Origin of the sequence: Winogradskyella sp., from assembly GCF_016744625.1 — a bacterium.
GTDB lineage: Bacteria > Bacteroidota > Bacteroidia > Flavobacteriales > Flavobacteriaceae > Winogradskyella.
The window spans coordinates 68,369-79,758 of record NZ_JADGDZ010000008.1 but is presented as its reverse complement, the minus strand read 5'-3'; the positions used below and the strand labels follow the sequence as shown (position 1 = coordinate 79,758).

Sequence of the window (11,390 nt, the reverse complement as noted above, 5' to 3'; positions counted from 1 at the left end):
AAGTACAAAAGATGAATAATATTTTTTTTTTTTTTTTAGAAAATTAGAGTGTTAGTTCTTTAAAGTAAGGTATCGCTTGACTTTAAATAAATGAGAAGCTAAAATTACGAAAATCGAAGAAGTAGCAGTTTATGCTATTTTTCTTTTAACAAACTTTAACACTAGATGATTTCTGGGTTTAAACGCTCATCTGAATTTGCTAAATACCAAGCCGTAGCAAATATTAGTTTAGTACGTTTGGCTAATAAAGGATAGTTGATTTTATCTGCCGTGTCTGTAGGTTTAGTATAATCTTCATGTTCACCATTAAAGAAGAAAATTACAGGAACACCTTTTAATGCAAAATTATAGTGGTCTGATCTGTAATAGTAACGATTAACATCATTTTCTTCATTAAATGTATAATCTAATTCTAAGTATGTGAATGTGTCATTTGCTTTCTGTGCAATGAAATGCAATTCTGTACTCATCCTATCAGAACCTATCACATAAACATAATTTTCATTGTCTTTATGTCGCTCATCAATACGACCAATCATATCAATATTTAAAGTTGAAATAGTAGTTTCTAATGGGAAGATTGGATTTTCAGTATAATAACGTGAACCATGAAGACCAACTTCTTCTGCAGTTACATGTAAGAATACGATACTTCTCCTTGGACGATAACCGTCTTTAACAGCTTTACTAAAGGCTTCAGCCATTTCTAAAACAGCAGCAGTACCAGATCCATTGTCATCTGCACCATTATATATTTCACCATCAATTATGCCTTCGTGATCTGAGTGTGCAGAAATATATAAATATTCATTAGGGAATTCAGAACCTTCGATGTAGGCGATAATGTTTTGAGATTCGTTTAAATCATCTGGTAGTACTTCTTTTGGAACTTTTTGATAGTAGTCTGGATGAGATTCAGGAGCTTTAATGCTTTGTGATTTATAATAACTTCTAATATAATCACAAACTTGGTTGTGACCTTCTTCACCTGTCATTCTACCATTATACTTATCTGAAGAGACTTCTTCAACATGCGCTCTTAGTTCATCTGTTTTGATAGTGTTTAAATACTGATTAACCATAGTTTCATCATCGTAAGAGATGCTGTCTTTAAGGTTGTCAATTTTTTCACTATGCCTTAATGTTGAGCAAGAACCAACAAGAATAAGTGCAGACGCAACTAATATTTTCATGTGTTTGTATCTATTGTTTTTTTATGGTCAGATGCTGTTCGCTTTTGGCTATAAGATTTTGAACATGCTCGTACCATGTAACTAATTGATTTACGCAAAAGTAAGGTAAATAGATGGAATGCTTTCTTACAATTTTATCCAAATTTTAAAAACCTTCGTCAATATCAATATCTTCTAAAATTTCCTTAGAATCTTCTAAGTTTTCTTCGTCACGTTGTTCGAGTTGTTCTGTATCGCCAACCTCTGTTGTAAAAAAGACACCTTTGTATATGGTTAGGCTTAACGAAATTATAACTAACAGAAAGATATATTGTATGGTTTTTGTTTTCGTTTTTTGCTTCTTTGAAAGAAATAAAACGATTAACCCACTTATAAAAGCTACAATAATAGGAGCTACAGCGAGGTTTGATAATGGTGTAACCGCAATAATTACAGATAGTATAGCTGCAATAAAACCTAAAATGATGAATAGTTTTTTCATGTCCAATTAATTTTTAAGTCCAGTTGCTGAAATAATTTTCAATTCACCATTACCTACAGGTATTTTAAATTTCACATACACAGGTATTTTATTGGTATCTGCTGTCAACCATAATAGGTTATTGTTATTGCCTTTTAATAGGTCACTTCCTTTGATGGATAAAGCGAGTTTGTAACATTCTTTACTCCCTATTTTAGTAGAAATGGTTTCCTTTCCAATATATTTCACTGTAACTATTGTTTCTTTATTATCAAATAAAATCGTGAAATTTTGTTGATCACCAGGACTTGCTTTGTGGATGTCCATATTTCTAATGCTATATAAAGTACTTACTAAATCTTTAGTTGAAGCTCCAATCTTTACATTCTTATTTTCATCCCAAGTTTTACCTTCTTTATTCTTTTTTCGCTTTAAGCTTTTTACAAGTTTCGCTTTATGATTATACTTGTATTGCATGAATTTATAATAGCCACCTTCGCTAATATCTCTTTTATATAAATATGGAGTCAAAGTTTTTGGGTTAACATAGCTTTCATAAAGGTCTCTTATTTTAAAGAAGTTATCCCACTTCTTATAAGTTGCCGCAGTACATTTTAAACGAAGTAAAGTACTTTTTGTAGTTTTAACTTCACTCGTTTCCATTTTTACTTGTGCAATGTCGGTTAATAAACCTGACATATTATAAGATGCCGTATAGGTTAGCTTTTCACCAGCGGCAATCGTTTTATTCTGAGCAAAATTATTAAGGCTTATTAAAGCTATAAAGGCAAAAACAAAAGATTTCATGTGCTTATATTTATTGTTTTTCAATGATTACATGCAGTTCATAATTAATCACTTTTGTTGGCGATAAAATTTTAAACATGCTTATTTCAAAAAAAATGGTTTTTGATAATAACGTTATAACTAACATATATTGTGCCGAAAAGTACAATGCTTTCTTAAATGATGCTAATTTTTGTTTTGTAAATCAATTTATTGATTTTAATAAAAAAATCACAAAATACCTTTGGCTAGAATAAAAAGGATTTTATATTTGCAACCGCTAAAGGAGAAATGGCAGAGTGGTCGAATGCACTAGTCTTGAAAACTAGCGAGGGTCACACCTCCGGGGGTTCGAATCCCTCTTTCTCCGCACAAAAGCCCATAACACAAGTTATGGGCTTTTTATTTGTTCAAATTTTATTATTCATAAACACTCTATTTAAAATGAGGAATATCATTTCATAACAGTCTTTTAATAGATAGTTTTATACTACCTAATTTATAGAGATTAATTATGAAAGTACTTGTATATAGCTCTAAAGACTTTGAAATACCGTATTTAGGAAAAGCTAACAATAAAAGTCATCAATTAACTTTTATTAAGGATGCTTTATCTTCTGAAACAGCCATGAAAGCTGTTGGATTCGAAGCAATATCAATTTTTTCTGCAGATGAGGCTTGTTTTATAACTATTGAAAAACTAAAAGATTTTGGTGTAAAGTACATAGCGCTAAGATCTGTAGGTTATGATAATGTAAACTTAAGAGCTGCATCAAGATTAGGTATTAAAGTGGCTAATGTCCCATCATATTCACCCTTCGCTATTGCAGAGCATACCGTGGCTTTACTTTTAGCACTAAATAGAAAGTTAATTGAATCTAATCTAAGAGTAAACCGTAATAATTTTAATTTAAATAATTTAGTTGGTTTCGACTTAAATAAAAAAACGATTGGAATTATTGGTACAGGAAGAATAGGTGCTGTAATGAGTAAAATAATGTATGGCTTTGGATGCACCCTTTTGGGTTATGATATTGAAGAGAACAATAATTTAAAGGAAGACTATAATTTACGGTATACTTCACTGAAAGAGTTATGTGAACAGGCAGATGTTATTTCTTTACATGTTCCTTTAAACGCCGAAACTCACCAGCTCATAAATGAAGATTTAATTTCAGACATGAAAGACGGTGTAATTATTATTAATACAGCTAGAGGATCAGTTATAAATACTGAACATGTAATTGATGGTCTTAAAAATGGTAAAATTGGTGCCTTAGGGATAGATGTATTTGAGAATGAAAAAGGAATTTTCTTTAAAGATAATTCTCAAGATATACCCAGTGATGAACTTTTAATAATACTAAACGCATTCCCTAATGTATTAATTACTGGTCACCATGCCTTTCTTACAGATGAAGCATTGACCAATATAGCTGAGACCACGATATTTAATTTAAACTGTTGGGATTCAGGAAATGAAACAGTTAATGAGTTAACAAAGGATACTGTAATGGTATAACTTATCTATTTAAATTTTTTGTAGATGTCTTTTAAAACAATAGAATCACCTTTTATATTAAAAGCATTTAAATCGTATCGAATTCTTATTTTTGTTCCAATAGGAGTATAGTAATAAATAACCCAAGCATCTGCTTCTTTAGTGCCGATGCAACCATTAGAATATGCTTTTTCTAAAGACTTTGGATTCGTTGTAGGGTGAATCAATTGACCATAACATAACCCATTAATTTCAGTTTCGATAAAAGGAATCTGTGGTAACTTGGTCACTTTGCCATCATCTCTTTTAGTTACAAAGTATTCATGATTATTTACTGGGTTTGCATATCTCGGATTGCGAACATGTTTAAAAATTATGCCTTCACCAGTTTTGGTTTTTAAGTCTTGTATTCTTCCAGACATTTCAAGATATTTTTTTTCATTTCTACCAACTCTAATTGGAAATTTATAAAGTAGAATAGAATCTTCATGAATTCGAAGTTTAAATTCTGGAATATTAATATCTATTGTTGTATTCTGAAATTTATTCAATAGTTCATTAGCTCGAATTGAATCTGGGATTATAATTAAATTACCTCTTGGTAATGCAATCATTTTTTTTTGATTGTACACGAATGAATCTTTAGTCTTCATTCTATAATAATCTGTGTTTTGAAGTGTATCGATAATCCAGGGATTAGATCGGACTAATAGATGTTCAGTTAACTTATATGGAGTTAAAGAGTCGTATTTAAAAACTATAGAATCTAAATATTCAAAATACTTTTCTATAAGTACATTGTCTTTAATAGCAATAGAATTGATAGCTTTTGATTGTATTAAAACCGTGCTATATGATGGATTCGAAGGTATGAACGAATCTTCGTTTTTTGGGCAACATAGTTTTAATGTAATCAATAGGGTAAAAGCAATAATTATAAACGAAGTTATTTTAAACATTTTATTTTTTAGTTCTACCAATGGCACAATTCAGATAGGATTGTGCTTTTGTTTTTAATTTATTTTCTGTTCCAATGATAGGATAGCCTATTCTAGATAGTAAATGCTTAGCCGCTTCAAAATCATGATTAGAATGATAATTAAAAGCTACTGTAGATATCATATTATTAACTTCGATATCACTAATATTTTTTACTTTAGACAGTCTGCTAATTATCGTTCTTTCACAGCCATCACATTTTAGATTTTGTATATGAACTGTAATTCTCATAATGTGCTTTTTTAATACTTAAAGGTATTTTCAATAGCTGTATTTTAAAATGACATTCATCAGTATCTCCAGATGATGATTATCATTTTAAATAGTTCTGTAATCCTATATATTTGGATTAGTATATCATTAAGAATGTTAGTGTACACAAACATAGGCGCACAATTAAAATCCTTTTTTATTGAAATTGGTGAATTGTCATACTTCACTATTCGATTTTTTAAAGAAGTATTAAAACGTCCTTTTGAGTTTAAAGAATTAATACGCCAATGTTATAACATGGGTAATCGTTCGCTCTTATTAGTTGGTATTACAGGGTTTATTATTGGGTTAGTGCTTACTTTGCAAACAAGGCCTACATTAATGGAATTTGGTGCCGTGTCATGGATGCCTTCAATGGTTGGTATTTCAATAGTTAGAGAAATTGGTCCAATTATTACCGCTTTAGTTTGTGCTGGTAGAATTGGCTCTGGTATAGGTGCAGAATTAGGTTCAATGCGTGTTACAGAACAGATCGATGCTATGGAAGTTTCTGGGACTAATCCGTTTAAATATTTAGTTGTTACGAGAGTTTTAGCAGTAACACTAATGTTACCATTATTAGTTATTGTTGGTGATGCTATTGCTTTATTTGGGTCTTATTTGGTAGAGAATATTAAGGGTAATGTGTCCTTTATGCTTTATTTCAATCAGGTTTTTGATTCTTTAGAATTTGGTGATATAATACCAGCAACCGTAAAATCTTTCTTTTTTGGATTGGCTATTGGCCTTGTTGGTTGTTTTAAAGGATATTATTGTGAAAAAGGAACTGCAGGAGTAGGTAAGGCAGCAAATTCTGCAGTGGTATTTACTTCTTTGCTTTTATTTATTATTGATTTTATTGCTGTATTTGTAACAGATATTTTCTACGATCTATGATGCCAAATGCTAACATATCAAATCGTGAAATAGTTCTTGAAATCAAGAACTTATATAAAAGCTTTGGAGACAATAATGTTCTTAACGGGTTTAATATGAAGCTACATCAAGGTGAAAACCTTGTGATAATGGGGAAATCTGGTTCAGGAAAATCAGTGATGATAAAATGTTTGGTAGGTTTAATGGAAGCAGATAGTGGCTCAATTTCTGTGATGCATCAAGATATTACCAAATTAGATCAGAAGGCACTAGATATTTTAAGAGCGGATATTGGATTTTTGTTCCAAGGTAGTGCATTGTATGATTCAATGACAGTGCGTGAAAATTTGGAATTCCCATTACGTCGTCATACTAAAAAATTTGGAGAACATATTGATACAGAAAAGATGGTTATTGAAGCATTAAGCAGTGTCGGATTAGTAAGTGCTATAGATTTAATGCCTTCTGAATTATCAGGAGGAATGAAACGTAGAGTAGCACTATCTAGAACATTAATTTTACAACCAAAAATTATTTTATATGATGAGCCTACAAGTGGATTGGATCCCATTACCGCTAAAGAAATCATTATCCTAATGCAAGATATACAGAAAAAGTATGGAACATCTTCACTCATCATAACACATGATGTGGATTGTGCAAGGGTAATTTCAGATAGTATGATACTACTTATAGATGGCACTGATTATGCTGTTGGAACATTTAAAGAGTTATCTGCTTCAGAAGACCCAAAAATAAAAGCATTTTTTAAACAATAACTATGACACGAGCATGCTAAAAATAGTATTACTAAAGGAAAATATTAATAGCGAACTGCATGTGACCTATTAAAAATAATAAACTATGAACACATGAAAAATACGAGCTCACAAAAAATTCGATTAGGACTCTTTGTCATCATAGGAACTATTCTATTTATAGCCGGAGTCTATATTATTGGTCAGCGTCAAGACATGTTTAAAAAAACATTTACTATTAGTGCATATTTTCAGAATGTAAATGGTTTGCAGAATGGTAATAATGTGCGCTATGCAGGTATTGATATTGGTACTGTAAAAAGTATAACTATGATTAATGATTCTACTATAAGAATAGATATGAATATTGATGAAAAAATAATTTCTCATATTAAAAAAGATGCTATTGCTACTATAGGTTCTGATGGATTGGTAGGAAATATGATCGTAAACATTGTGCCTGGAAAAGGTCTTGAAGAAATAATTAGCAATGGAGACATTATTGAGTCGTACAGTAAAATTGGGGCAGATGATATCCTAAGTACTTTAAGTGTGAGCTCGGAAAATGCAGCAATATTGACATCAGATTTGCTAAAAATAACAACTGCCATGTTAGAGGGTAAAGGAACGGTTGGTTTATTGTTAAATGACACTATCATGGCTAAAGACCTTAAACAATCGGTAAACAATCTAAAAATGGCAAGTAGAGGTGCTACTAATACTATAAATGAATTAAATACTATAATCTCTTCGATAAAAACAAATGACAATACTATTTTAGGAATGATTTTAAATGATTCTATTTCTGGAGAAAAACTTAAAACCGTAGTTAGCAATTTGGAAGCATCTAGTAATGAAATTCAAAACGTTATAAGTAATGTTAATGGAGTAGTAGAGGATCTTAATTCTCATAACGGAGCATATAATTATATTGTTAAGGATACATCTTTAGTTAACAGTTTAAAATCTACACTCAATAATATTAATGAGGGTACAGATAAATTCAACCAAAACATGGAGGCTTTAAAGCATAATTTTTTAACCAGAGGTTATTTTAAAAAATTAGAACGTCAAGAATTAAGAGAAGCTAAAAAGGCTAAAAAGGCTAAAAAACAAAAAAATGAAAATTGAACATTTAGCAGAACATATCAACGATTATAAAACATCTATTGAATCTGTAATTGAAAAGAAAATTCTTTGGGAAACCAAAACCAAGGCTTTTTTAGCAAAGTTGTTAAAACGAATTACTAAAAACTATGAGATTGGTTGGCAGGTGCAAGAACTTAATTGGATTGAGACTAATGAAGCTGTTAATATTACATTTGATTCTTTTCCACCAGAATTGATTAAAAAAACGAATCAAATTCCTTCCTTTCAATTTATTCAAGGTGGCACATTAGTGTTTTCTCAGTCTTACAGTGGAGATATCTATGTGTTTATTTTGTATCCTATTGTTCCAGAAATTCCACCAGATAAGAGTTCTATGGAATTGGGAGTTTATAGTCCAAAAGCTATCAATGAAAAACTGGTAGTTGAAAAAGTAGACGAGTTTTTAAAGGAAATGATTAAATGGGATTTACCAACCTTTAGAAGTAAGATGGGTTATCAGGAATAGAATAAAAGAGTATTACAGGTTTTATTAATTTCCTTCCTCAAGTTGATTTATATCATTTATTAACATGTCTTTATGTTTTACCTTAAAGACTTATTAATTATAAATATAAGTATTATGGCTGTATTAAAAGTTGTCGAAATTTTAGGGAATTCTAATGTTAGTTTTGAAGATGCTGTTAAGAATGTAGTAAAAGAAGCTTCTAAAACTATAAAAAACATTAAATCCGTGTATGTACAAGATATGCAAGTTACAGTAAACAAAAATGCTATAGCAGAATATCGTGTTACTACTAAAGTTTGCTTTGGTATCATGGATGATTAATTGTTCAGTTGGGACACTGAATAGCACGAAAATCCTGATGAGTTAATATAACTCGTCAGGATTTTTTTAGTTACTTAAGACATATTGCATAGCCAGAAGACTATGTGTATACAGTATAGAGTTCTATTTTGATGTAGAGTTTAATTTGCCAATTTAGTCTCCACGATTTTTTTTATTATTAATGTCTACCCTAATTACTGACTTTCAGCATTTTCTTTAGATTCTATATCTACCATCTTTTGAAGCCTATATTTTCCATATGCAGATATACCAACTAGCAGAATAATAAGGTTAGGAATAGTACCCAATTTAGCGTCTTTCCATGCCATTATAATTAGTGCTTGGGATATAAAAACGCTTATGAGCCCTAAATAAAACCATTTTTTATTATTTAGAAATTGAGATGTAGAGACAACAAAAAGAATAAAGGTGATTAACCATAGAGATCCAATGGGTTTTGAAATGCCTAATACTTGTTTACTTAGGTCTGTTAAGAGAAAAGCTTTTGCAAAACCCAAAAGATGAATAAATCCGTGTGTAATCAAAATAAAACTAAAGACAAATTTCATGTTTCCTTTTAAAAATAGTTAAAGAACATCTAGATTTTATAAGAATAAAATTGTAAAAAGTATTAATAGAAATACAGCAATAAGTAGTTTGAAATAGATTTTCATAATAGCACATTTGAGATTATATCTACTAATATAAAAACTGAAGACGCTTTTAAAAATGACACACATCAGTTTGCGATAAAATCTTTGAAATTTCTTTAGGATGTACTAGATGAATTGTAACGTAAATATGATTTAATGCGATAAATTAGAGTGTGAGTATCTTCATTTTCTTAATAGAACAAAACTGAGCAAGCTCAATTTTATAGCTTACTCAGTTTTAAATTCACTTTTTACCAGCCAAGCCGATTAATTTGCCATAACTTCTTTATTTCTTATGGCTAATTTCTCGATTAAATCAGGTACTTTTTCAAATGCAGCGGATAAACCATGAGCCTTACCAGCTTCAATAAATGATATTTCATCACCTTTTGTTGCTAAAAAACCTATTGGTTCTATTCCCATTCCGGCTCCAGCTCCCATGCCTTCACCTTTTTTACCTTTGGTTTCAGTACCTTCTCCACCTCCAGAACCAAATCCCATACCTACTTTAATAACAGGGACACATTTAAATTCTCCGAGTTGAAACTCCTTACCAACTACTGTTTCTGTACTAGCTTCGGCTTTCATAAAATCTGTAATTTTTCCTAATAATTCTTCTAAATGTAGTTCCATAATATTATTTTTTAATTGTTAATAAATGATTTAATAATACGTATCGGTCTATTTTCTATAGATAGTAATACATTATTTTTTCCTTCAAAATTGATATTTAAATGAGTGCCTTTGTAAAAGTTTAATAGTGCAAAAACAGGATATAGTTTTGAATTAAAAATACAGTCACCAGAATCTATCTCTGCTTGTAATTGTTTAATTTTAAAAGACTTTAATACGCGTACACCTTTTTTTAAGGAATTTGTAGTTAAACGTTTCTTTTCTGTAGACTTCTTTTCAATTTTATGCTTGCCTGAAAAATTAATAGTCTTGAGAGGATAAAATTCAAAATTGAAAAACATTACTTTCAAATGAATTTTAATAACTTCTAATTCATCTTCTACAATACTTCCTTTAGCTAAACCTTTTATTTTTAGAAAATATTGATTTCTTGCAGTATTTATATATAGTGATATTGGTACAAATAATAAATAAATGATAATAAACAAAAGCACAGTAAGAAGTATATAAAGTAACATCCTTTGATTTTACTCAAATAACGGAATAACAGGTGTTTAGCACAATGATATTGATCAGTGTTGATTAAGAACTATGAATTTCTTTCTTCAAAATATTTTTAAATCGTGTAGCGCTGATATAATGATCTTCTATAAGTTTTCCATTATGCAAAATACTGAATACACCATAGCCAGAAGGCGCATTTTTAGCTTGTTCAGCAGATTCAAGTTTTGTAAGTTTTAAATCAATACCATAGTCCATTGCTGTGTTTAAAAGGTCAAATGCCGACTTATCATGCCAAGGACATTGATCTGCATATACTAAATGCCAACCGTTGTAGTTTTTTTGTTTTAAAGTCCAGTCAATTAATGTTGGATCTACAGCTTTATCATCCCATTTTTTCGATAATAACTCAAAGCGACCTCTTCGATCCACTTCAGAAAAACCGTGTTTTTCAAAAATCGTTTTATTGGCAATCCAAGAGCCTTTGCTTGTCATTACACATAAACCAGACATTTTATTCTTTTTAGCTTCTTTTTCGGCTTCATTTATCAACAACGCTCCATAACCTTTATTTCTATCTTTTTTTGATTGTACAACCATACAATGAATAAACATATAACCATCTGCATTAACTGGTCTCCAAGCTTTTGATGCTTCAGTAAACTCAATAAACCCAATCATTTTTTGATCATTGTCTTTTAAAATCTTTAATTGCAACCCTTCATTATAGCGCTTTTCAAACCATTTTTGCTTGCTTTCAAATCCAGATTTTTTAATGTCTTTAATACAAAAGAATGTTTCTTCTTTAGCGTTTTGTGGAGTAACATTTATAATTTCCATAT

At 30.2% G+C, this 11,390-nt stretch carries 15 protein-coding genes and 1 tRNA gene; 7 read left to right on the top strand and 9 right to left on the bottom strand.

Annotated features, from left to right (window positions below; translation table 11 throughout):
• Nucleotides 1-161: 161 nt before the first annotated feature.
• The 3 genes from QZZ53_RS03645 to QZZ53_RS03635 form a co-directional block, all read right to left on the bottom strand.
• Entirely contained in the window at nucleotides 162-1,193 is a 1,032-nt protein-coding gene (locus tag QZZ53_RS03645; RefSeq protein ID WP_296381587.1) for a M28 family metallopeptidase, read from the bottom strand.
• Between the two features lie 145 nt (nucleotides 1,194-1,338).
• Complete coding sequence (locus tag QZZ53_RS03640) at nucleotides 1,339-1,674, bottom strand: FUSC family protein (RefSeq protein ID WP_296381586.1); 336 nt, start codon at nucleotides 1,672-1,674, stop codon at nucleotides 1,339-1,341.
• 6 nt (nucleotides 1,675-1,680) lie between these two features.
• Nucleotides 1,681-2,460, bottom strand: a complete 780-nt coding sequence (locus QZZ53_RS03635; protein WP_296381584.1) for a DUF3108 domain-containing protein — start codon at nucleotides 2,458-2,460, stop codon at nucleotides 1,681-1,683.
• Between the two features lie 264 nt (nucleotides 2,461-2,724).
• Between QZZ53_RS03635 and QZZ53_RS03630 the strand changes: the two genes are divergently transcribed.
• Both QZZ53_RS03630 and QZZ53_RS03625 read left to right on the top strand, forming a co-directional pair.
• Nucleotides 2,725-2,809 (top strand) — tRNA-Ser (locus QZZ53_RS03630).
• A 144-nt stretch (nucleotides 2,810-2,953) separates the two neighbouring features.
• Nucleotides 2,954-3,961 carry a 2-hydroxyacid dehydrogenase gene (locus QZZ53_RS03625; RefSeq protein ID WP_296381582.1) on the top strand — a complete coding sequence of 336 codons (1,008 nt, stop codon included), beginning with the start codon at nucleotides 2,954-2,956 and terminating at the stop codon, nucleotides 3,959-3,961.
• 5 nt (nucleotides 3,962-3,966) lie between these two features.
• On the opposite strand, the gene QZZ53_RS03620 is transcribed toward QZZ53_RS03625, so the two are convergent.
• Both QZZ53_RS03620 and QZZ53_RS03615 read right to left on the bottom strand, forming a co-directional pair.
• Nucleotides 3,967-4,899 (bottom strand): L,D-transpeptidase, encoded by a 933-nt coding sequence (locus QZZ53_RS03620; protein WP_296381580.1) that lies wholly within the window; start codon nucleotides 4,897-4,899, stop codon nucleotides 3,967-3,969.
• A 1-nt stretch (nucleotide 4,900) separates the two neighbouring features.
• Nucleotides 4,901-5,170 (bottom strand): heavy-metal-associated domain-containing protein, encoded by a 270-nt coding sequence (locus QZZ53_RS03615; protein WP_296381579.1) that lies wholly within the window; start codon nucleotides 5,168-5,170, stop codon nucleotides 4,901-4,903.
• Between the two features lie 135 nt (nucleotides 5,171-5,305).
• Here QZZ53_RS03615 and QZZ53_RS03610 point away from each other — a divergent pair, with 135 nt between their 5' ends.
• From QZZ53_RS03610 to QZZ53_RS03590, 5 genes are all read left to right on the top strand, one after another.
• The gene (locus QZZ53_RS03610) at nucleotides 5,306-6,088 is read left to right on the top strand and encodes an ABC transporter permease (protein WP_296381589.1); all 783 of its coding nucleotides are present in this window, start codon (nucleotides 5,306-5,308) and stop codon (nucleotides 6,086-6,088) included.
• Nucleotides 6,085-6,846: an ATP-binding cassette domain-containing protein gene (locus tag QZZ53_RS03605; protein WP_296381578.1), complete on the top strand. Its 762-nt coding sequence runs from the start codon at nucleotides 6,085-6,087 to the stop codon at nucleotides 6,844-6,846. Before QZZ53_RS03610 ends, QZZ53_RS03605 begins: the two co-directional genes overlap by 4 nt.
• Nucleotides 6,847-6,939: 93 nt before the next feature.
• On the top strand, nucleotides 6,940-7,956 hold the full coding sequence (locus QZZ53_RS03600; protein WP_296381576.1) for an MlaD family protein: 1,017 nt from the start codon (nucleotides 6,940-6,942) through the stop codon (nucleotides 7,954-7,956).
• Nucleotides 7,946-8,440, top strand: coding sequence for a hypothetical protein (locus QZZ53_RS03595; protein ID WP_296381573.1), 495 nt, complete (start codon nucleotides 7,946-7,948; stop codon nucleotides 8,438-8,440). Before QZZ53_RS03600 ends, QZZ53_RS03595 begins: the two co-directional genes overlap by 11 nt.
• Before the next feature lie 114 nt (nucleotides 8,441-8,554).
• Nucleotides 8,555-8,761: a dodecin family protein gene (locus QZZ53_RS03590; protein WP_296381570.1), complete on the top strand. Its 207-nt coding sequence runs from the start codon at nucleotides 8,555-8,557 to the stop codon at nucleotides 8,759-8,761.
• A gap of 194 nt (nucleotides 8,762-8,955) precedes the next feature.
• Here QZZ53_RS03590 and QZZ53_RS03585 read toward each other — a convergent pair whose 3' ends face one another.
• The 4 genes from QZZ53_RS03585 to QZZ53_RS03570 form a co-directional block, all read right to left on the bottom strand.
• The gene (locus QZZ53_RS03585) at nucleotides 8,956-9,330 is read right to left on the bottom strand and encodes a hypothetical protein (RefSeq protein WP_296381568.1); all 375 of its coding nucleotides are present in this window, start codon (nucleotides 9,328-9,330) and stop codon (nucleotides 8,956-8,958) included.
• A 351-nt stretch (nucleotides 9,331-9,681) separates the two neighbouring features.
• Entirely contained in the window at nucleotides 9,682-10,047 is a 366-nt protein-coding gene (locus QZZ53_RS03580) for a spore germination protein GerW family protein (protein WP_296381567.1), read from the bottom strand.
• An 11-nt stretch (nucleotides 10,048-10,058) separates the two neighbouring features.
• Nucleotides 10,059-10,565 carry a hypothetical protein gene (locus QZZ53_RS03575; protein ID WP_296381565.1) on the bottom strand — a complete coding sequence of 169 codons (507 nt, stop codon included), beginning with the start codon at nucleotides 10,563-10,565 and terminating at the stop codon, nucleotides 10,059-10,061.
• A 64-nt stretch (nucleotides 10,566-10,629) separates the two neighbouring features.
• On the bottom strand, nucleotides 10,630-11,388 hold the full coding sequence (locus QZZ53_RS03570) for a GNAT family N-acetyltransferase (RefSeq protein ID WP_296381563.1): 759 nt from the start codon (nucleotides 11,386-11,388) through the stop codon (nucleotides 10,630-10,632).
• Nucleotides 11,389-11,390 lie beyond the last annotated feature (2 nt).